The 18,060-nt window shown below is 71.1% G+C and carries 21 protein-coding genes and 1 tRNA gene; 12 read left to right on the top strand and 10 right to left on the bottom strand.

Annotated features, from left to right (window positions below):
• Positions 1 to 341: 341 nt before the first annotated feature.
• Both ABIC61_RS13710 and ABIC61_RS13705 read right to left on the bottom strand, forming a co-directional pair.
• Positions 342 to 1,583, bottom strand: coding sequence for an MFS transporter (locus tag ABIC61_RS13710; RefSeq protein WP_144754969.1), 1,242 nt, complete (start codon positions 1,581 to 1,583; stop codon positions 342 to 344).
• Positions 1,580 to 2,026, bottom strand: a complete 447-nt coding sequence (locus ABIC61_RS13705) for a MarR family winged helix-turn-helix transcriptional regulator (RefSeq protein WP_158521919.1) — start codon at positions 2,024 to 2,026, stop codon at positions 1,580 to 1,582. Before ABIC61_RS13705 ends, ABIC61_RS13710 begins: the two co-directional genes overlap by 4 nt.
• A gap of 61 nt (positions 2,027 to 2,087) precedes the next feature.
• Here ABIC61_RS13705 and ABIC61_RS13700 point away from each other — a divergent pair, with 61 nt between their 5' ends.
• Together ABIC61_RS13700 and ABIC61_RS13695 are read left to right on the top strand one after the other, a co-directional pair.
• Positions 2,088 to 2,378 carry a hypothetical protein gene (locus ABIC61_RS13700; protein WP_071295918.1) on the top strand — a complete coding sequence of 97 codons (291 nt, stop codon included), beginning with the start codon at positions 2,088 to 2,090 and terminating at the stop codon, positions 2,376 to 2,378.
• A gap of 48 nt (positions 2,379 to 2,426) precedes the next feature.
• Positions 2,427 to 2,687 (top strand): thioredoxin family protein, encoded by a 261-nt coding sequence (locus ABIC61_RS13695; RefSeq protein ID WP_354030345.1) that lies wholly within the window; start codon positions 2,427 to 2,429, stop codon positions 2,685 to 2,687.
• On the opposite strand, the gene ABIC61_RS13690 is transcribed toward ABIC61_RS13695, so the two are convergent.
• Genes ABIC61_RS13690 through ABIC61_RS13680 form a run of 3 tightly spaced genes read right to left on the bottom strand, consistent with a single transcriptional unit; the run spans position 2,631 to position 5,739 of the window.
• Positions 2,631 to 4,130, bottom strand: coding sequence for a DUF6716 putative glycosyltransferase (locus tag ABIC61_RS13690; RefSeq protein WP_354030344.1), 1,500 nt, complete (start codon positions 4,128 to 4,130; stop codon positions 2,631 to 2,633). The two genes, ABIC61_RS13695 and ABIC61_RS13690, sit on opposite strands and share 57 nt — an antisense overlap.
• 17 nt (positions 4,131 to 4,147) lie before the next feature.
• Positions 4,148 to 5,020 carry an N-acetylneuraminate synthase family protein gene (locus tag ABIC61_RS13685; RefSeq protein ID WP_354030343.1) on the bottom strand — a complete coding sequence of 291 codons (873 nt, stop codon included), beginning with the start codon at positions 5,018 to 5,020 and terminating at the stop codon, positions 4,148 to 4,150.
• The gene (locus tag ABIC61_RS13680; protein ID WP_354030342.1) at positions 5,017 to 5,739 is read right to left on the bottom strand and encodes an acylneuraminate cytidylyltransferase family protein; all 723 of its coding nucleotides are present in this window, start codon (positions 5,737 to 5,739) and stop codon (positions 5,017 to 5,019) included. The genes ABIC61_RS13685 and ABIC61_RS13680 overlap by 4 nt, the downstream gene beginning before the upstream one ends.
• A gap of 158 nt (positions 5,740 to 5,897) precedes the next feature.
• Here ABIC61_RS13680 and ABIC61_RS13675 point away from each other — a divergent pair, with 158 nt between their 5' ends.
• The 3 genes from ABIC61_RS13675 (at position 5,898) to ABIC61_RS13665 (ending at position 8,629) form a co-directional block, all read left to right on the top strand.
• Positions 5,898 to 7,961: a glycosyltransferase family 39 protein gene (locus tag ABIC61_RS13675; protein WP_354030341.1), complete on the top strand. Its 2,064-nt coding sequence runs from the start codon at positions 5,898 to 5,900 to the stop codon at positions 7,959 to 7,961.
• A gap of 20 nt (positions 7,962 to 7,981) precedes the next feature.
• Complete coding sequence (locus ABIC61_RS13670) at positions 7,982 to 8,542, top strand: P-loop NTPase family protein (RefSeq protein ID WP_354030340.1); 561 nt, start codon at positions 7,982 to 7,984, stop codon at positions 8,540 to 8,542.
• A 14-nt stretch (positions 8,543 to 8,556) separates the two neighbouring features.
• Positions 8,557 to 8,629, top strand: a tRNA-Arg gene (locus ABIC61_RS13665).
• Between the two features lie 56 nt (positions 8,630 to 8,685).
• On the opposite strand, the gene ABIC61_RS13660 is transcribed toward ABIC61_RS13665, so the two are convergent.
• On the bottom strand, positions 8,686 to 9,960 hold the full coding sequence (locus ABIC61_RS13660) for a hypothetical protein (RefSeq protein ID WP_354030339.1): 1,275 nt from the start codon (positions 9,958 to 9,960) through the stop codon (positions 8,686 to 8,688).
• Between the two features lie 92 nt (positions 9,961 to 10,052).
• Positions 10,053 to 10,319, bottom strand: a complete 267-nt coding sequence (locus tag ABIC61_RS13655; protein WP_144754945.1) for a hypothetical protein — start codon at positions 10,317 to 10,319, stop codon at positions 10,053 to 10,055.
• Between the two features lie 176 nt (positions 10,320 to 10,495).
• Between ABIC61_RS13655 and msrA the strand changes: the two genes are divergently transcribed.
• From msrA to ABIC61_RS13640, 3 genes are all read left to right on the top strand, one after another.
• Complete coding sequence (gene msrA / locus ABIC61_RS13650; protein ID WP_354030338.1) at positions 10,496 to 11,023, top strand: peptide-methionine (S)-S-oxide reductase MsrA; 528 nt, start codon at positions 10,496 to 10,498, stop codon at positions 11,021 to 11,023.
• 37 nt (positions 11,024 to 11,060) lie between these two features.
• A complete protein-coding gene (locus tag ABIC61_RS13645; RefSeq protein ID WP_354030337.1) occupies positions 11,061 to 11,264 on the top strand; it encodes a methyltransferase in 204 nt (67 codons plus the stop codon).
• Between the two features lie 118 nt (positions 11,265 to 11,382).
• Positions 11,383 to 12,015, top strand: a complete 633-nt coding sequence (locus ABIC61_RS13640) for a single-stranded DNA-binding protein (RefSeq protein ID WP_354030336.1) — start codon at positions 11,383 to 11,385, stop codon at positions 12,013 to 12,015.
• A gap of 29 nt (positions 12,016 to 12,044) precedes the next feature.
• On the opposite strand, the gene ABIC61_RS13635 is transcribed toward ABIC61_RS13640, so the two are convergent.
• Positions 12,045 to 12,767: a hypothetical protein gene (locus ABIC61_RS13635; protein WP_144754933.1), complete on the bottom strand. Its 723-nt coding sequence runs from the start codon at positions 12,765 to 12,767 to the stop codon at positions 12,045 to 12,047.
• A 159-nt stretch (positions 12,768 to 12,926) separates the two neighbouring features.
• Between ABIC61_RS13635 and ettA the strand changes: the two genes are divergently transcribed.
• Both ettA and ABIC61_RS13625 read left to right on the top strand, forming a co-directional pair.
• Entirely contained in the window at positions 12,927 to 14,612 is a 1,686-nt protein-coding gene (gene ettA / locus ABIC61_RS13630) for an energy-dependent translational throttle protein EttA (RefSeq protein ID WP_144754930.1), read from the top strand.
• Positions 14,613 to 14,641: 29 nt separating this feature from the next.
• Positions 14,642 to 15,097 (top strand): acyl-CoA thioesterase, encoded by a 456-nt coding sequence (locus ABIC61_RS13625; protein WP_144754927.1) that lies wholly within the window; start codon positions 14,642 to 14,644, stop codon positions 15,095 to 15,097.
• A 23-nt stretch (positions 15,098 to 15,120) separates the two neighbouring features.
• Here the strand turns inward: ABIC61_RS13625 and ABIC61_RS13620 are convergent, their stop codons facing one another.
• Positions 15,121 to 15,978, bottom strand: coding sequence for an acyl-CoA thioesterase (locus tag ABIC61_RS13620; RefSeq protein ID WP_354030335.1), 858 nt, complete (start codon positions 15,976 to 15,978; stop codon positions 15,121 to 15,123).
• A gap of 35 nt (positions 15,979 to 16,013) precedes the next feature.
• A complete protein-coding gene (locus ABIC61_RS13615; RefSeq protein ID WP_144754921.1) occupies positions 16,014 to 16,283 on the bottom strand; it encodes a hypothetical protein in 270 nt (89 codons plus the stop codon).
• Positions 16,284 to 16,394: 111 nt separating this feature from the next.
• Here ABIC61_RS13615 and ABIC61_RS13610 point away from each other — a divergent pair, with 111 nt between their 5' ends.
• Both ABIC61_RS13610 and ABIC61_RS13605 read left to right on the top strand, forming a co-directional pair.
• Positions 16,395 to 17,096 (top strand): DUF8185 domain-containing protein, encoded by a 702-nt coding sequence (locus tag ABIC61_RS13610; RefSeq protein WP_354030334.1) that lies wholly within the window; start codon positions 16,395 to 16,397, stop codon positions 17,094 to 17,096.
• A 37-nt stretch (positions 17,097 to 17,133) separates the two neighbouring features.
• A complete protein-coding gene (locus ABIC61_RS13605; RefSeq protein ID WP_354030333.1) occupies positions 17,134 to 17,988 on the top strand; it encodes an NAD(P)H-binding protein in 855 nt (284 codons plus the stop codon).
• Positions 17,989 to 18,060: the final 72 nt, after the last annotated feature.

Here is an 18,060-nt window from a genome sequence, read left to right as displayed (position 1 = left end):
TGCCCCTTAAATATACTCCCCCCCGTTTCCCATGGTTGACCCGCCGGGGCCCCCCCGGGGGGGGGGGGGGGGGGGGGGGGGGGGGGGGGGGGGGGGCCGGGGGGGGGGGGGGGGGGGGGGCCCGGCCCCCCCCCCCCCGCCTCCAGGCAGTCACCTCCACTTCGCGAACGGGCGGAATCTGGCGGGCTCGGGGCCCGGACAGGACGAATTCCGCCCGCTCGCGGAGCGGCCGAGTGAACGGAGCGGGCGGGTGAGCGGCCGCAGGCGCGCGTCCAGGGAGCAGAAACCGTCGGGTCCACGTGCGGGACCCGACGGTTTCTGCTCACTCGACGGGGGCGGCGCTACGCCATCTCGCCGGCGCCGATCGCCTCGGCCTCGACGCGCTCCGGCTCGGCACCGTCGTCGACCCGGCGCAGGACCTTCGTGGTGCAGACCACCACGACGAACGCGACGGCGACGGACAGCCCGGCGAAGACGTACGCGGCCGAGGGTGCGTAGGCGTCGGCGAGGAGCGTGGCGACGGGCGGGGCGATCGCGCCACCGATGAAGCGCACGGCGGAGTAGGCGCTCGAGGCGACGGAGCGGGGGAGGTCGGTGGCCTCCATGACGCACTCGGTGAGCACGGTGTTGAGGACACCGAGCACGAGTCCGCCGATGATCACGCAGATGATGAGTCCCACCTGTGACCGCACGACCACGGCCGCGGCGAACAGGTCGAGCGCCAGCAGTGGGAGCGCGATCTTGAGCACGGTCGTCCGGCGGAGACGGGCGGTGAGCATCGGGGCGACCCACACCGAGGTGATCGCGAGGCCGACGCCCCAGCCGAAGAAGGTGAAGCCGATGCCGAGTGCGCCGAAGCCGAGCGGGAACGGCGTGTAGGCGAGCAGCACGAAGAAGCCGATGTTGTAGAACAGCGCGGTCGCGGCGAGGGCGGCGAGTGCCGGGCGGCCGAGGGCGCGGAACGGAGCCGAGAGCTTCGTCGGGGTGGGCTTCTCGAGGTTCTTCGTCTTGAGGAGCGTGACGATGGCGATGAACGCGATGGCCATGAGCGTGGTGACGCCGAAGAACGGGCCGCGCCAGCTCACCGAGCCGAGCAGGCCGCCGACGAGGGGACCGACCGCGATGCCGAGACCGAGGGCGGCCTCGTACAGGATGATCGCGGACGCGGTGCCGCCGGAGGCCGCCCCGACGATCGTCGCGAGTGCGGTGGAGATGAAGAGCGCGTTGCCGAGACCCCATCCGGCGCGGAAGTCGATGATCGTCCAGACGCTGTTCGACGTCGCCGCCAGCACCGAGAACAGCACGATCAGGGCGAGTCCGATGAGCAGGGTGTTCTTCGCGCCGATGCGGCTCGAGACCCAGCTGGTGAAGAACATCGCGACGCCCGTGACGGCGAGGTAGCTCGTGAAGAGGAGCTCGGTCTGCGCCGGGGTCGCCTTCAGCGAGACGGCGATCGCGGGGAGGATCGGGTCGACGAGGCCGATGCCCATGAAGGCGACGACGCAGGCGAAGGCGATCGCCCACACTGCTGACGACTGCTTGAGGATGCTGCCGGACTGGCCGGCTGGTGCGTGGGCGTTCACGCGAGGGTCTCCGTTCTGGTGGTGGTGGAGGTGCGCGAGGCGATGAGGGCGGCCGCGGTGTGCAGGGCGTCCCAGTCGTCGTCGTCGAGGTCGGCGAACATCGGGCCGACCGTGCGGGTCATGGTGGCGCGCCACTCGGCGAGTCGGGCGCGGCCGGCTTCCGTGAGCTCGATGAGCTGCCCGCGGGAGTCGTCGGGGTCGACGCTGCGGGTGATGAGTCCGTCGGCGGTCATGCCGGTGACGAGTCGGGTCATGGTGGGCTGGGCGACGCGCGAGGCCGCGGCGAGCTCACCGAGGCGGAGCGGCTGATCGGTCTCGAGGATGCCGAGCGTGCGCCAGACGGCGGCGGACGTGGTGTTGCCCGTCGCCTGGGCAGCGGTGCGGATCAGGCGGTTCACCGAGACGAGGAGTGTCTCGATGGTCTGCTCGCGACTCGTTTCCATAGCAAAACTATATAGCGAAGCTATGAATGAGTCAACAGGCGCCGCCTGGTAGAAGGGATGCATGAGCGACATCACCATCCACGAAGGCGACGAGTACACCGCGATCTTCCACGGCGGACCCTTCGACGGCACGACCGACACCCGCACCGCGACGAGCGACGCGCTGGACGACGAGGTCACGGTGTTCGCCGACGTCGAGGGCCTGCAGACCGCGTTCACTTACCGCATGACGAAGTCCCGCCAGGTGCTCGACCAGACCTCCGCCGAGTTCGAGTACGTGCCGGGGGAGTCCGACCCGGTGGACGACCTCGCCGACCGCGGCGACCGCAGCGGCGAGTTCGACCGCGAGTAGCGCCACGGACCGGGAGTGGATCCCCGCACCCCCGCGTTGCACGATCACATGCAGCTCGACCTCTGGACGTCATCCTTCTGCGCCCCGTGCGCCGCCGCCCGCCGGGTGTCGGCCGAGGCGTCGGAACTCGTCCCGGGACTGCACGTGACCGAGCGCGACGTGGCGAACCACCCGGACCAGGCAGAGGACCTCGGCATCCGGTCGACCCCCACGATCATCGTGCGGCGGGAGGACGGTGCCGAGGTCTTCCGTTCACCGGGGGTCCCCACCCGCGATCAACTGCTCCTCGCCATCGCGAAGGCCGTCTGAGCGATCGCCGAGGCGGTCTGACACGTCCGACCGGCGCGACGCGTCCGTTCGGCGCGACGCGTCCGACCGGCGCGCCCCCGCTCGCTGACTCGTCGGGGCGAGCACGACCGGCGCCTCCGCCGGCCGCACGACCCGCAGGACCCTTCGACCCAGGCGCTTCACGGCCCGTACCGGCGCCCCGATCACGAGTGCCACGGTGCCCAGCACGCTCCGGTCGTCCGGCCCGAGGGCGTTCTTCCGCTCCCACGCTCGTCGGAGTTCCCCGCCACGGCTCCGCCGTGCTGCCGGTCGATCGACGAGTCCACCCGCATCGCGGAGCGCCATCAACGCCTCGGTCCGCGCCGCCCAGTCGTTCTCGGACTCGGGGTGGAAGTGGTTGTCGTGCATCCACTCCGCCCGCACCGTGCCGAAGCGGCCGTCGACGAGGTCACGGGCGTCGCCCTCCAGACCGCTGCCCACGAACACCTCGTTGATGAGGTGCCGACCGGTGCCGAAGTCCGTGAGCGTCAGGGCCGGCACGCCTCGTGCGGCGGCTTCGAGCACGGCCGTCGAGCTGATCGTGACGAGGGCGACGGCGCGGTCGAGGTGCTCGGACATCGGCCCGCTCTCCACCACGAGGTTCGCCGGTGCGTCCGCCGGCACGAGGTCCGGGTACGGGTCCTGCTCCCGGTGCGTCTGGTGTTCACCGGCGGCGGCACGGACCTTGATCACCACCCGCCACGACGGGTGCCGGCGCGCCGTCTCGACCAGCCAGCCGACGACGCGCTCGCGGTCGGCGCGTCCGGCGGGGACGCTCGGCTGGGCGGCGAAGACGACGGCGTCACGGACGGGCCCATCCCCGTCACGGACGCCGGGTGCATCACCGCGACGCGCGAACGGCAGCGTCGCGAGCGCGAAGTGCGGCTCGACGCCGCCCTCCGCCGCGAGCTCCTCGTACGCGCGCACCTCGCGGTGGCTGTGCAGGACGAACAGGTCCGCACGGGCGCGGAAGAACACACCCTTCCACTTCGCCGGGTACGAGATCCCCGGCAGCCCCGTCACGAGGACCGGACGCCGCCCGACCCGACGGAGCACCTCGTCGACGACGAGCTCCGCGACCGGCCCGATCACCGACACGAGCACGGCGTCCGGCGGGTCCCGTCGGAGCCGCTCGACGATCGCGTCGACGTGCACCGGCGTCGGCGGGGCCGCGGCGAGGTGCGCCAGCCGGTCGTCGAGACCCCGGAACGCGGAACGCAGCTGCGCGCGACTCGCGGATCGCGGCGTCGCGACGGTCAGCAGCTCCAGGTCCCAGTGCGCGGGTGCGGTGGCGAGCAGGTGGGCACCCCACTTCGCGAACGAGTCGGTGTCGACCAGGCCGACCACCCGTCGGGCGCGTGGCGCCGTACCGGACTGGAGGCGCGCCTCCAGTCCGCCCGTCGGCCCGCCCCCGTCAGCCGTCACGTCCAGACCGCCGCCGGTCACGCTCCGACGCGGCGCAGCTTCGCGAGCGGTGCCCGCTCGCCGGGCATGACCCGCTTGACGCCGTCGCCGAGCGCCGTCTCGATGATGCGCACGTCGCGCGCCAACGTCTGCAGGCCGTGCGGCTCGAGCGAGGCAGCGTGGTCGGAGCCCCACATCGTGCGGTCGAGGGTGATGTGCCGCTCCACCGCAGTGGCCCCGAGGGCGACCGCCGCGATCGAGATCTGCAGGCCGGGCTCGTGGCCCGAGTAGCCGACCGGCACGCCCGCGTAGCGGTTCGCGAGGGTGTCGATCATGCGGAGGTTGGCCTCCTCGGGCGGGAGCGGGTACGTCGAGGTGGCGTGCAGGAGCACGAGCCGCTCGGTGCCGAGGGCCTCCACTGCCCGGTCGATCTGCTCGAGCGTCGACATGCCCGTCGAGAGGATCACCGGCTTGCCGGTCGCGGCGACGGCGGCGAGCAGGCTGAGGTCGGTCACCGAAGCCGAGGCGATCTTGTACGCGACGACGTTCAGGTCCTCGAGGAAGTCCACCGACGGCTCGTCCCACGGCGAGGCGAACCAGTCGAGCCCACGCATGGTGGCGTGGTCGCCGATCTCGATGTACTGGTCGCGGTCGAACTCCACGCGGTAGCGGTACTCCAGGTAGGTCATCTCGCCCCACGGCGTCGACCGGGGCGTGTTCTTCATGTGCTCCGGCGTGGAGATCGCCGGCGTGCGCTTCTGGAACTTCACCGCCTGCAGTCCGGCGTCGGCCGCGACGTCGATGAGCCGCTTCGCGATGTCGACGTCGCCGTTGTGGTTGAGGCCGATCTCGCCGATCAGGTAGGCGGGGTGGCCCGCGCCGATCGTGGACGTGCCGATGGTGACCGTCATGGTGCTCCGTTCAGGGCTGGGTCGAGGTGCAGCGCGATGGCTTCGGCGACCGCGAGGTCACCGGGGTCGTCGATGTCGATCGCGCCGCGGGGGTCGACGACGACGAGTTCCATCCGCCCGTGGAAGCGGTTGCGGTGCTGCCGGAAGGCCGCGGTCCGGAAGACGTAGAACGCGCCGGTCTCGCGGTACTCCGGCTCGCGGTCCTGGCGGCGGGGACGGACCGCGGCGTCGTGGTTCACGGCGCGGGCGGTGACGGCACCGTCTGGCTCGCGTTCGACGCGCCACAGGAAGGCGTGCGAGGGGGTCGCCGCGAACACCGAGTCGGCGAGGCCGTCACGCACCCGGGCGACGGCGGCGTCGAGGTCCGCCGGGTCGGTGAACGGCGACGTGGCCTGCAGGAACACGACGACCTCGGGCTCCTCGCCCGCGGTCGCCAGTTCGTCGAGGACGTGCAGCAGCGCCGACTCCGACGACGCTTCGTCACCCGCCAGTTCGGTCGGACGTCGGACGACCCGGGCACCGGCGAGCTCGGCCTCGGCGGCGATCGCGTCGCCGTCGGTCGAGACCACCACGGCGTCGATCGACGTTGCCTCCAGCGCCGCCTCCACCGCACGGCGGACCAGGGATCGGCCGGCGACCGCGCGGAGGTTCTTCCCCGGGATCCCCTTCGAACCGGCACGGGCGGGGACGACCGCGACGACGGAACCGGTGGAGCGCATGTCCGGACGCTACGAAGCGCTGGTGACCCGGAAGCGAACTCCAGGCAGACGCGCGCCGAACCGTTCCGGAACCCGCCCTGCGGGGCCGAGCTGTGCCTCCCGGCAGTTGCACAGCGGTACCAACGGATGCCGAAAGCCGACGCGGTGACCCTGGGACCATGAGCGCCACGTCCCGCACACCCGTCGTCCAGCGAGCACGCTGGGAACGCCCGGCGTTCCTCGGGCTGCTCCTCGCCACCGGGGTGCTCTACATCGTGAACCTCGGGGCGAACGGGTACGCGAACGCGTTCTACTCCGCCGCCGTGCAGGCCGGCAGCACGAACTGGGAGGCGTTCTTCTACGGGTCCTCGGACGCCGGCAACTCGATCACCGTCGACAAGCCGCCCGCGTTCCTGTGGGTCATGGAGCTGTCCGTGCGGCTCTTCGGCCTCAACTCGTGGGCGATCCTGGTCCCCGAAGCGCTCATGGGGGTCGGAGCCGTCGCCCTGCTGTACGTCGTCGTGCGGCGACGGTTCTCGGTCGGATCGGCCCTGATCGCCGGAGCCGCGCTCGCGACGACCCCGGTGGCGACGCTCATGTTCCGGTTCAACAACCCGGACGCGCTGCTCACCCTGCTCATGGTGCTGTCGCTCTGGCTCGTCCTGCGCGGTGTCGAGAGCGGGCGCGTGCGGTGGGTCGTGCTCGCCGGGGTGGCCGTCGGGATCGCGTTCCTGACGAAGCAGCTGCAGGGGTTCCTCATCCTGCCGGTGCTCGTCGGCGTGTACCTGTACTGCTCGTCGCTGCCGTTCGCGAAGCGCCTCGTGCACCTGATGTGGGCGGCGCTCGCCGTGGTCGTCGCCGGCGGCTGGTGGGTGGCGATCGTGGAACTCGTGCCGAGTTCCGCGCGCCCGTACGTCGGCGGATCGCAGACGGACTCGTTCCTCGAGTTGACCTTCGGGTACAACGGCCTCGGGCGTGTGACCGGCGACGAGACCGGCAGCGTCACGGGCGGTGGAGGGGGCGGCACTGCCGGCGCGGGGTCGTGGGGTGCCACCGGGCTCCTGCGACTGTTCGGCTCGGAGTTCGCCGGGCAGATCACCTGGCTGCTGCCGACCGCGCTCGTCCTGCTCGTGGCGTCGCTCGTCGCCCTCGGGTTCCGGCAGCGGACCTCCGCCAGGCTCGCGACCGTGCTCGCCCTCGGCGGCGCCCTGCTGCTCACCGCCCTCGTGTTCAGCTTCATGGGCGGGATCTTCCACCCCTACTACACGGTCGCCCTCGCCCCGTACATCGCCGGGCTCGTGGGGATCGGGGCCGGGCTGCTGTGGGAGCGACGCGGATCCTGGTGGTGGCGGGGGACCGCGGCGCTCGCGGTGGTCGTGACCGTGCTGTGGCAGTGGCACCTGCTGACGGCGGCGTCAGGGTGGCAGCCGTGGATCCGGTGGGTGGTGCTCGGGGTCGGCGTGCTGACGGCGGTCGCGGTGCTCGTGCCGGTGCGGCGGGCCGGGGGTTGGGCGGATGTTCCTCTGCTCGATGTGGGCGGTGCTCGCCGGGCGTGGGGGCTGCCCGCTCGCTGGGCCCGTCCTGTCGGTGGCGTGGCCGTCGTGGGCGCGCTCGTCACGGGACTGCTCGGTCCGACGGCGTACTCGATCGACACGGTGACGACCGCGCACACGGGCTCGTTGCCGTCGGCGGGGCCGAGTGTGGCGAGTGCCGGGTTCGGCGGCGCGGGCCGGGGCGGCTTCGGTGGTGGCGGCGGCCGTGGCTTCGGCGGTGGCGGTGGTGCGGCTGGCGGCGGGGGCGCTGGTGGCGGTGCTGCGACGGGCGGGGGTGCGACGGGCGGGCCGGGAGGCGTCGGGCGTGGGTTCGGCGGTGGTGGAGCCGGCAGTCTGCTGGGCGGGTCGACCGACGTGGCCTCCGCGCTGCAGGAGGCACTGCGGGAGGACGCTTCCGACTACACCTGGGCGGCCGCCACGATCGGTTCGAACAGCGCTGCCACGTACCAGCTCGCCACGGGGGAGTCCGTGATGCCGATCGGTGGGTTCAACGGCTCCGACCCGTCACCGACCCTCGCGGAGTTCAAGGAGTACGTGGCTGCGGGCGAGATCCACTACTTCATCGCCGGGAGCGTCGGCCGGTCGAACGGTGGGAGCGACGCCGCCTCGGAGATCTCCGCGTGGGTCGAGTCGCACTACGCGGCGACGACGATCGGCGGCGTGACCGTCTACGACCTGACGACCGGGTGACGCCGGGCTAGGGTCGATGGATGCTCGGTGCCGACGACCCACTCGATCCGACCCCGCGGCGCATCCTGGTCGCCGGCACGACGGGCGTCGGGAAGACCACGACGGCCGGACGCATCGGTGCCGTACTGGGGGTCCCGCACACCGAGATCGACTCGCTGTTCCACGGCCCGGACTGGGAACCGCGGGAGACGTTCGTCGCCGACGTCGAGGCGTACACGAGCGAGCCGACCTGGGTCACGGAATGGCAGTACACCCCGGTGCGGGCGCTGTTGGCAGAGCGAGCGGACACCCTGGTGTGGATCGACCTGCCGACACCGGTGGCACTGTGGAGGCTGCTCCGCCGGACCCTCCGGCGACGACTGCGGCGCGTCGAGCTCTGGAACGGCAACCTCGAGCCGTCGCTCTGGACGTTCTTCACCGACGAGGGGCACATCCTGCGCTGGGGCATCCGGACCCGGAACGTCTCGCGCCGGCGCGTTCCCGAACTCGCCACGTCGGCACCGCACCTGCGGATCGTGCACCTGCGGTCGCAGCGGGAGATCGATCGGTTCGTGCAGCACCTCGGCGGAGGCCGCGGATAGAATCGTGGCCGTCCGCCTCCGTAGCTCAGTGGATAGAGCAGGTGGTTTCTACCCACCGTGCCGCGGGTTCGATTCCTGCCGGGGGCACCCACGACGAAGGCCGCCGTCCCTCGGGACGGCGGCCTTCCTGCTGGAGCGAGGGTCTACTCGTCGTCCTCTGCGGCGCGACGACGGAGCTCGCTGGCACTGATCGGCTGCGTGTAGGGCGCCTCCGAGGTCTCGTTCGCGTCGGTCGGTTCCGCCGGGGCGTCGGCGATGCGCGTGGGGACCGAGGTCGTGATCGGCGCGCGGGGTGCGTCGACCTTCCGGCCGTCCGTGTCCGGCGTGCGGTTGACGTGCGCGTCGGCCGAGGTCGGCTTCGCGACGGGTGGCGGTACGGAGCCGGGCGCGCTGGCGGACGGTGCGGTCGTGCTCGGCTTCGATCCAGCACCGCGTGCGTCGTCCACGGCGTCCGCGTTGTCGGCGTCGGAGTCCCTGCCCACCGGGGAACCCAGGGTCGGGCGAACGGGCGATCCGGGCAGCGGTGTGGTCGCGCCGTCGCCGTAGGCGCGCGTCGTGTTGGCATCCGAGATCGGCGTCGTGGCGTTCGTTGCATTCGTGGCGTTCGTGCCGCGCGTGCCGTTCGTGCCGTTCGTGTCCGTGATCGGCGTGGTGGCGTTCGGGTCGACCGGGGCCGAACCGCGGGTGACCGAGAACCCTGCACCTGCACCTGCACGTGCACCTGCACCGGTGCCGGCACCCGTCGGGGTGGATGGTGCCGCGCCCCCGGGCCGCTGCGGGGCGGGCCGGAGCGACGTCGTGGTCGGGGTGGGTCGCTCGGCTGCCGGAGCAGCGGTGGTCGCGGGCACGGCCGTGTCGGCCGGGGCGACCTGGTCGGCGTTCCAGTCCTGCTGACGCTTGATGAGGTCGGCGTCGGGGTCCGGCGAGTCGAACTTCCAGCGCTCGAGGTCGCTCTTGAACAGCTTGCGAGCACGACCGGGGCGTGCCTGCCACTCGAGCAGGCGATCGCGGAACTCGGCGAGGGACTGCTCCGCCTGGAAGCTGAACGTCGACGAGTTCTTCTTGATGTCGGCGATCTCGTGCTGCGTCCAGTTGGCCGCGAGCGGAGCACCGGCGACCGGCAGCAGTCGGAGACGGATGTCGGCGTCCTCGGCGAGGTGGTCGGCGTAGGCGCGTTCGTCGTGCCCGAGCGAGCCCCAGGCCGCCGCCTTGCGTGCCGCGGAGACGATGCCCGCGACCGCCGCGTTGCGTGCCTCGCGCTCCTGCAGCGCGACGACGCGCTTCGTCGCCCCGCGCCCGATGAGCGCCGCGACGACGCCGGCGACGATGATCGCGACGAAGGGGATGAGTGCTCCGGAGATCACTCGCCAGCCGTTGTCCGACGAGATCCAGTCGGTCAGGTCGTTCCACCAGTCCATGCGCGCACCATACTCACGAAACGGTCAGGCGTCGGGGAGGTCGGTCGGCGTTCCGTCCATCCGACCGGACTTGATTCCAATGTGGAACATCATCAGCCCCACCGGAGGCAGTCCACGGCGTCGTCGGCGGACCACACGTTCGGCAGCTCGACGAACCGGCGCTCGGTCGACACGTACCGGCGGGCACGGTACGCGGTCCCGCCGGCGACGTCGACCCGGTCCACGTACCCGACGATCTCGCCGTTCGCGCGGGTCACCCGGCTGAGGTCGTCGCGGACGTCGAGGATCCGGAGGTCACCGCGCGAACGGGCGACGGGCACGGTGCGGATCCGCAGTGCGGGTTCGGTCGTCGTGTGCATCGTGGTGCCTTCGGTTCGTCGTGCGGTTCGTCGTCCTGGGAAGGACGCTACGGCGCACCACCGACACGCCGAGCGCCGGTCACCCTCCTTGGGGAACGTCGGCGACCGCGTCCGCGTTGTGGAGGAGGAAGTCGCGGTCGCGGCTCGCTCCAGGACCGGGAAGGTAGGTTGAGCGCATGACCACGTTCGTGCTCGCAGGTGGATGTTTCTGGTGTCTCGACGCCGTGTACCGCACGCTCCAGGGCGTGCAAGACGTGGTGTCCGGGTACGTCGGCGGTGCGGTGGGGAACCCCTCCTACGAACTGGTCTGCACCGGGACCACCGGTCACGCCGAAGCCGTGGCGGTCACCTTCGACGAGACGGTGATCCCCGCCGAGGTCGTCCTCGACGTGTTCTTCACGCTGCACGACCCGCGTCAGCTCAACCGGCAGGGCGCCGACGTCGGCACCCAGTACCGGTCGGCGATGTTCCCGGCGGACGACGACCAGAAGGCCCTGTTCGAGCGTGCGATCGAGCGCGCTTCGGACATCTGGGACGGTGGCATCGTGACCACGATCGAGCCGTTGGGTACCTTCTACCGTGCGGAGGAGTACCACCAGGACTTCTTCGCGAAGAACCCCGGTCAGGGCTACTGCCTCGCGGTGGCGCTGCCGAAGGTGAACAAGGTCCGCAAGGCCTACAGTCAGTACATCCTGGCGTCCTGACAGTCGGGCGTCGGGGCCACGAGGAGGTGGTCGAACGATGACGAACAACACCGGGACCTGGGTAGCGGTCGGACCGGCGGGAGCGGTGGGCAGCATCCACCACGCCGACGGCGGCTTCCGGGTCGAGCTCTACGGTCACCGCGGCGCCGGCGGGACGTACCCGTCGCTCGAGTCCGCGAAGGGCGCGGTCCACGCGGCGCTCGGACCGCTCGCCGATCGGCCCGAGTTCCGCGCGCACTGACCGTTCCGGACCGGAGGCGCGGGGGACTTCTCCTCCACAGGTCGCCTCCCCGAGACATCCGGTCACAGATCGAGCCCCGGGGTGCTTCCGTACCCCGGGGCTCGATGACGATCGACGCATGAACGACACCATCACCGTCTGCGGGATCATCGCCACCGAGCCACGTCACCTCGTGACCGACACCGGCATCGCCATCACGAGCATGCGGCTCGCCTCACCCTCGCGGCGCTGGGACCGCGCCACCGCCACGTGGACCAACGGCGCCACGAACTGGTTCACCGTCACCGCGTTCCGGTCCCTCGCCGCGAACGTCCACAAGTCGTTGAAGAAGGGCGACCGCGTCGTCGTGACGGGCCGGGTCCGCATCCGGACGTGGGAACGCGACGGCCGCGGGGGCACCTCGGTCGAGATCGACGCCGAGGGACTCGGCCACGACCTCGCGTGGGGGATCAGCAACTGGATCCGTGTCCCGCGTCATGCCGGCGAGGCCTCCGGTGGGCCGAGCACCGCGTCGACGGTGGACCCGCGTACCGTCGGGGTCGACGGCTCCGGGGACCCGCACACCGTCCACGGGTCCGTGGACCCGCACACCGGGGTCGTCGACGAGTCCCTCGACGTCGACGCCGCAGCGGGCGAGGACCTCCCCGACGACTCGGACGCGGCGCTGCACGCGGCCGCGGTCCACCGGGGTGCGTTCGATCTCCCGGATCCGGACGACCTCGAGCACCCGCAGGAACGGGACGCCGCGTGAGCGCCGACGGCCCCGGCCGGCAGCGCGGGCTACCAGCGCTGCGTGATCATCGCGATGCCCGCGACCTCCTCGGTGTCCCAGTTGCCGCCCTTCGGCAGACCCGACACGCGTCCGTCGACCCAGAAGCTCGCGCCCTGGACCTTCGGCACGTTCGTCTGCCGCGCCTTGAGCCCACGGAAGGTGAACGAGGTGTTCCAGGTCCCCTGGAGCCCGGTCACGCCCGGACGGTTCCGCGTGATGATGTTCACGTTCTGGATCGACGAGTGCACGACGTCGCCGTTCAGGCGCGCGTTGGCTTCGGCGTTGAAGAAGAGACGGCCCTTCAGCGTGAGGGGGACCGCCGCCACCGTGTGGTTGTTCGCCAGGAAGGTGCCGACGCCGTTCGGGTACCAGCGCAGCATGACCGGCGTCAGCCCGTGGGTCGCGGGTCCGAGGTAGCCGTACGTGAACTTGCCGTTCTGCACGCGCTCCCAGATGAACCGGGGAGCGCCCTTGCTCACCGTCGAACCCTTGTCGGACTGGATCCCGACCGAGAACGCGTTGTTGTACGCGTCGTGGACGTTGATGTAGGACGAGTACCCCGTGCCCGTCCCGGTCTCGGAGATGCTCGCCGAGTACTCGGCGAGCGGGGTGCCGTGCGGGGCGACCGTCGCCGCGGACGCCGTGGCGCCCGTGGGGACGACGAGTCCCGCGGCGAGGGCGAACGCTCCGATGACGGGGAGCGCGAGTCGGTGCAACCGTGTTCTGGCCATGTCCATGATCCTGATCTGCTTGCGTTCGACGGATGCCTCTGGTTGAAGGCCAGGCCACGGTACGTCGAAGTCTGCGAGCGCAACAGCCCCCGTGCGGGTTCCGGCGAGCACGACGCAGCAGGCGCAGCATGCGCGCTCGGTCAGTAGACTTGTCGCGATATGGCTGAGTACATCTACCAGATGGTCCGCGCCCGCAAGGCGGTCGGCGACAAGCTGATCCTCGACGACGTCACGATGTCGTTCCTCCCCGGCGCCAAGATCGGCGTCGTCGGACCGAACGGTGCGGGCAAGTCGACGATCCTGAAGATCATGGCGGGTCTCGACCAGCCGTCCAACGGCGAGGCGAAGCTCACACCGGGCTTCACCGTCGGCATCCTCATGCAGGAACCCGAGCTCGACGAGTCGAAGACCGTCCTCGAGAACGTGCAGGAAGGCGTCGGCGAGATCCACGCCAAGGTCACCCGCTTCAACGAGATCTCCGCGTTGATGGCGGAGCCGGACGCCGACTTCGACGCCCTCCTCGCCGAGATGGGCACCCTGCAGGAAGAGATCGACGCGGCCGACGCGTGGGACCTCGACTCGCAGCTCGAGCAGGCGATGGCCGCGCTGCAGTGCCCTCCGGGGGACGAGCTCGTCACGCACCTGTCCGGTGGTGAGAAGCGTCGTGTCGCGCTCTGCAAGCTCCTGCTGCAGAAGCCCGACCTGCTCCTCCTCGACGAGCCCACCAACCACCTCGACGCCGAGTCCGTGCTCTGGCTCGAGCAGCACCTGCAGCAGTACCACGGCGCCGTCCTGGCCGTGACCCACGACCGGTACTTCCTCGACCACGTCGCCGAGTGGATCGCCGAGGTCGACCGTGGCCGCCTCTACCCGTACGAGGGCAACTACTCGACCTACCTCGAGAAGAAGCGCGCCCGGCTCGAGGTCCAGGGCAAGAAGGACGCCAAGCTCGCGAAGCGGCTGTCCTCCGAGCTCGACTGGGTCCGCAGCAACACGAAGGGGCGTCAGGCGAAGTCGAAGGCCCGCCTGGCCCGCTACGAGGAGATGGTCACCGAGGCCGAGCGCACGCGCAAGCTCGACTTCGAGGAGATCGTCATCCCCGTGGGTCCGCGTCTGGGCTCGCAGGTCATCGACGCCGAGAAGCTGCACAAGCAGTTCGGCGAGCGCGTCATCATCGACGACCTGTCGTTCACGCTGCCCCGCAACGGCATCGTCGGCGTCATCGGCCCGAACGGTGTCGGCAAGACCACGCTCTTCAAGACGATCGTCGGCCTCGAGCCCCTCGACGGCGGCACGCTGAAGATCGGTGAGACGGTCGACATCTCGTACGTCGACCAGAGCCGTGGCGGCATCGACCCGAACAAGAACCTGTGGGAGGTCGTGTCCGACGGGCTCGACTACATCCAGGTCGGCAAGACCGAGATCCCGTCGCGTGCGTACGTGTCGCAGTTCGGGTTCAAGGGCCCGGACCAGCAGAAGCGTGCCGGCATCCTCTCCGGTGGTGAGCGCAACCGTCTCAACCTCGCGCTGACGCTGAAGCAGGGCGGCAACCTGCTGCTCCTCGACGAGCCGACGAACGACCTGGACGTCGAGACCCTCGGCAGCCTCGAGAACGCACTGCTCGAGTACCCCGGCTGCGCCGTGGTCATCACGCACGACCGGTGGTTCCTCGACCGCATCGCGACGCACATCCTCGCGTGGGAGGGCCTGAACGAGGACGGCACCCCGAACTGGTACTGGTTCGAGGGCAACTTCGAGGCCTACGAGGAGAACAAGATCGAGCGACTCGGGGCCGAGGCCGCGAAGCCGGGTCGGGCGACGTACCGCAAGCTCACCCGCGACTGACCGTGGCGCGACTGCACGCTCCCATCCGCATGCGGTGGAGCGACATCGACGCCTACGGTCACGTCAACAACTCCGCGATGCTGCGCCTCCTGGAAGAGGCGCGCATCGTGGGGTTCTGGGGGCCCGACCCGGACGAGTTCGCGGCCGACGGGTCGATCCCGGAGCCGATCATCGACGGGCGTCCGGGTTCCGGCACGATGACGGTGATCGCGGGGCAGCGGCTGGAGTACCTGGCCTCGATCCCGTACTTCCGGCAGCCGCTCGACATCCAGATGTGGATCGGGCGGATCGGGGGAGCGAGCATCGACGTCTCGTACGAGGTGTGGTCGCCCGTCGGGCACGAACCCGCGGTGCTCTACACCCGTGCGACGACGGCGCTCGTGATGGTCGACGCTGCGAGCAACCGGCCACGTCGGCTCACCGAGGCGGAGCGTGCGGCATGCGCGCCGTACACCGAGCCGGCGGTCGAGTTCTCCCGGCCGTAGACCGGGCGCACGACGGGACGGCGTCAGCGCGGGATGCGCATCATGCCCTCCTGCGCGACCGATGCCAGCAGCCGACCGTCCGGCGAGAACATCCGGCCGAACGCGAGTCCCCGACCGCCCTGTGCGCTCGGGGACTCCTGCGTGTACAGCACCCACTCGTCGGCACGACCGTCGCGGTGCCACCACATCGCGTGGTCGAGGCTCGCGCTCTTGACCCCGGGCGTCCCCCAGGCCACCCCGTGCCGACGCATGATCGGCTCGAGGATCGACAGGTCGCTCGCGTACCCGAGGACCGCGCGGTGCAGCGCCGGGTCCTCCGGCAGGTCGCCCTCCACCCGGAACCAGACGGCCTGGTGCGGGACGTGCTCGCCCTGCACGTCGACGAACACCGGTCCCTCGACGTGTCGGAGGTCGATCGAGCGTTCGGCCCATGCCCGCGCGACGGGGTGGTCGATCGTGGACAGGATGGAGGCCGCCGACGGCAGGTACTCCGGCGAGGGCACGTCGACGGGGAACGGGTCCTGGTGCTCGACGCCGTCGTCGGGCCGCTGGAAGGACGCGATCATCGAGAAGATCGGGACGCCGCGCTGGTACGCCTGCACCCGGCGTGCCGCGAAGGACCGGCCGTCGTGGATGCGCTCGACGCCGAACGTGATCGGGACGTCGATGTCGCCGGGGCGGAGGAAGTACCCGTGCATCGAGTGGATGGCCCGGTCCTCGATGGTGGACTGCGCGGCGACGATGCACTGCGCGAGGACCTGACCGCCGAAGACGCGGCCGCCGGGTGACCAGTGGCTCGCACCGGTGAGGATCGTCTCGCCGGTGCTCGCACCCGTGTCCTCGAGTCGGAGGGTGCTGAGGAAGTCCGGTTCGCCGTTCACACGAGCAGTCTCACACGAGCCGGGGCACGAGCCCGCTACGAACGACGCCGTGCGGGGGCCGCGGTGACCACCGACCGCACGACACCCCAGGCGACGACGGCGAGCAGCGCGCCGACGACGCTGCACACCCAGGCGCTCAGCAGGTTCGTCCACATCGTCGGGGCGACCACCCAGAACAGGAAGTTCGCGGTCGTCGCACCGCCCAGGCCGAGCAGGATCGCGACCCGCCGTTCCATGCTCGGGACGGCCAGGGCCGTGGTGGCGACGAGGACGGACACGACGAGGTTCGCGAGCAGGAGCACCATGCACGCCAGCGTCGTCGGTCCGGATCGGCGGACACCCGGCACCGGCCGGGAGCCGACCGTGAGGTCGCCCAGCCGCCGCTGACAGCGGCGCCCGGTAGGCTCTGCGGTGACATGGGCACCTCGTTCACGCTTCCTGACGCAGCCTCCCACGGAGACCTCCGCACCTACCTCGGACGGGCCGCCCGCATCGAGGACGGGTCCGTCCGCCTGATCGCGGACTCGGGCGTGCTGGCGGTGTACACGGCGATCCTGTACCCGCTCGGCCTGCTCGACGAACTGCCGACGGTGCTCGGTCTCCGCACGTTCTCGCTCGCGCAGCCGGCCACGATCGACGCCGTCGTGCCGCTCGCCTCGTTGCAGGAGCGCCTGCGGGTGCTGGCCGAGGCGCACGACGCCGAGCACGCCGACGGTGCGGACCCGACCCGTGCCACCCCGATCGAGGTCGAGCTCCCGCACGAGGTGCACACCGTGACGTGGGCTGCCATCTCCCCGCCCCGCGGTGGATGGGTGCCGCTGCCGGACGTCTCGCCGGAGCACCTCCGCCGCGCAGCGCGGGACGGCATCGCCGAGGTCGCCGACGCCGTGCCGTCGAACGCGGGCGAGGCGATCGTCCGGAAGATCCGCGCCGAGGTGTGGGGCCGTCCGGTCGCGGGCATCGAGCACGTGCCGGCCGGTGCCGGGTTCGCGGGGGAGAGTCTCGGCTTCCTGGGACACGACCCCGTCCGGCTGTTCGAGACCGGACCGTGGAGCCGCTTGACGACCAGCCGTGGGCACGTCCTCGTGAAGCGGCGCGCCTGGACCCTCAACCTCTAGGCTGCATTCTCCGGACGCCGCGTGGTTGGCTGGTGGCATGCACGTCTTCCTCACCGGCGCCTCCGGCTACATCGGTTCCTCCGTCCTCCGCGCCCTCGTCGCCCACGGGCTCGAGGTCACGGCCCTCGTGCGCACGGACGAGAAAGCGCAGGCGGTCCGGGACGCCGGCGGGCGGGCGCTCGTCGGGGACGTCACCGACACCGACGTGGTCCGTCGTCTCGCGCACGAGGCCGACGCCGTCGTGCACACGGCGTCCGCGCAGAGCGTCGACGAGTCCTTCATCGCCACCGTCCTCGAGGCGCTCGAGGGCACCCCGAAGCCCTTCGTGCACACCGGTGGGATCTTCACCTTCGGCGACTCGACGGACATCTCCGAGCAGTCGCCCGCGTCGCCGCCGGCCATGACCGCGTGGCGTGGTCCGAACGAGGCCGTCGTCCGTGCGAGCGACGTCCGCACTACGATCGTCGCCCCTGGCATCGTCTACGGGCGCGGCGCCGGCATCCCCGCGATGTTCGTCGGCGACGGCGACGGCGACGGCGAGCACGAGGTCCGACTCGTCGGCGACGGCTCGCAGCGGTGGTCGACCGTGCACATCGACGACCTCGGCGAGCTCTACGTCCTCGCACTGCACCGTGGCGAGCAGGACGGCTACGTGCTCGCGGCGACCGGGGACAACCCGACGGTCCGCGAGATCGCGGAGGCCGGCGCTCACGGTTCCCCCGTGGTCGCCGAGAGCGTCGACGCGAGCCGGGAACGGCTCGGCGCGGTCTACGCGGACGCCCTGCTCATGCACCAGGAAGCGTCCGGCGCGCACGCGCGCGCCGCCTTCGGGTGGGACCCGACCCGTCCGTCCCTGCTCGAGGACCTGGCAGACGGGTCCTACGTCCGCTGACGCGACCACAAGACGGCCTGGAGGCACGTGGCGGCGCCGCCACGTGCCTCCAGTCCGGTGGGGCGTCAGCCC

Origin of the sequence: Curtobacterium sp. 1544 (genome assembly GCF_040544915.1) — a bacterium.
Lineage (GTDB): Bacteria > Actinomycetota > Actinomycetes > Actinomycetales > Microbacteriaceae > Curtobacterium > Curtobacterium pusillum_C.
The sequence above is the reverse complement of the archived record's forward strand: the minus strand, read 5'-3'. Positions and strand labels throughout refer to the sequence as shown.

Excerpts from the sequence above, each read along its gene's own strand:
- ABIC61_RS13705 (WP_158521919.1), bottom strand. The coding sequence starts at position 2,026 with ATGGAAACGAGTCGCGAGCAGACCATCGAGACACTCCTCGTCTCGGTG.
- ABIC61_RS13700 (WP_071295918.1), top strand. The coding sequence starts at position 2,088 with ATGAGCGACATCACCATCCACGAAGGCGACGAGTACACCGCGATCTTC.
- ABIC61_RS13695 (WP_354030345.1), top strand. The coding sequence starts at position 2,427 with ATGCAGCTCGACCTCTGGACGTCATCCTTCTGCGCCCCGTGCGCCGCC.
- ABIC61_RS13685 (WP_354030343.1), bottom strand. The coding sequence starts at position 5,020 with ATGACGGTCACCATCGGCACGTCCACGATCGGCGCGGGCCACCCCGCC.
- ABIC61_RS13680 (WP_354030342.1), bottom strand. The coding sequence starts at position 5,739 with ATGCGCTCCACCGGTTCCGTCGTCGCGGTCGTCCCCGCCCGTGCCGGT.
- ABIC61_RS13675 (WP_354030341.1), top strand. The coding sequence starts at position 5,898 with ATGAGCGCCACGTCCCGCACACCCGTCGTCCAGCGAGCACGCTGGGAA.
- ABIC61_RS13670 (WP_354030340.1), top strand. The coding sequence starts at position 7,982 with ATGCTCGGTGCCGACGACCCACTCGATCCGACCCCGCGGCGCATCCTG.
- ABIC61_RS13660 (WP_354030339.1), bottom strand. The coding sequence starts at position 9,960 with ATGGACTGGTGGAACGACCTGACCGACTGGATCTCGTCGGACAACGGC.
- ABIC61_RS13655 (WP_144754945.1), bottom strand. The coding sequence starts at position 10,319 with ATGCACACGACGACCGAACCCGCACTGCGGATCCGCACCGTGCCCGTC.
- msrA (WP_354030338.1), top strand. The coding sequence starts at position 10,496 with ATGACCACGTTCGTGCTCGCAGGTGGATGTTTCTGGTGTCTCGACGCC.
- ABIC61_RS13645 (WP_354030337.1), top strand. The coding sequence starts at position 11,061 with ATGACGAACAACACCGGGACCTGGGTAGCGGTCGGACCGGCGGGAGCG.
- ABIC61_RS13640 (WP_354030336.1), top strand. The coding sequence starts at position 11,383 with ATGAACGACACCATCACCGTCTGCGGGATCATCGCCACCGAGCCACGT.
- ABIC61_RS13635 (WP_144754933.1), bottom strand. The coding sequence starts at position 12,767 with ATGGCCAGAACACGGTTGCACCGACTCGCGCTCCCCGTCATCGGAGCG.
- ettA (WP_144754930.1), top strand. The coding sequence starts at position 12,927 with ATGGCTGAGTACATCTACCAGATGGTCCGCGCCCGCAAGGCGGTCGGC.
- ABIC61_RS13625 (WP_144754927.1), top strand. The coding sequence starts at position 14,642 with ATGCGGTGGAGCGACATCGACGCCTACGGTCACGTCAACAACTCCGCG.
- ABIC61_RS13615 (WP_144754921.1), bottom strand. The coding sequence starts at position 16,283 with ATGGTGCTCCTGCTCGCGAACCTCGTCGTGTCCGTCCTCGTCGCCACC.
- ABIC61_RS13610 (WP_354030334.1), top strand. The coding sequence starts at position 16,395 with ATGGGCACCTCGTTCACGCTTCCTGACGCAGCCTCCCACGGAGACCTC.
- ABIC61_RS13605 (WP_354030333.1), top strand. The coding sequence starts at position 17,134 with ATGCACGTCTTCCTCACCGGCGCCTCCGGCTACATCGGTTCCTCCGTC.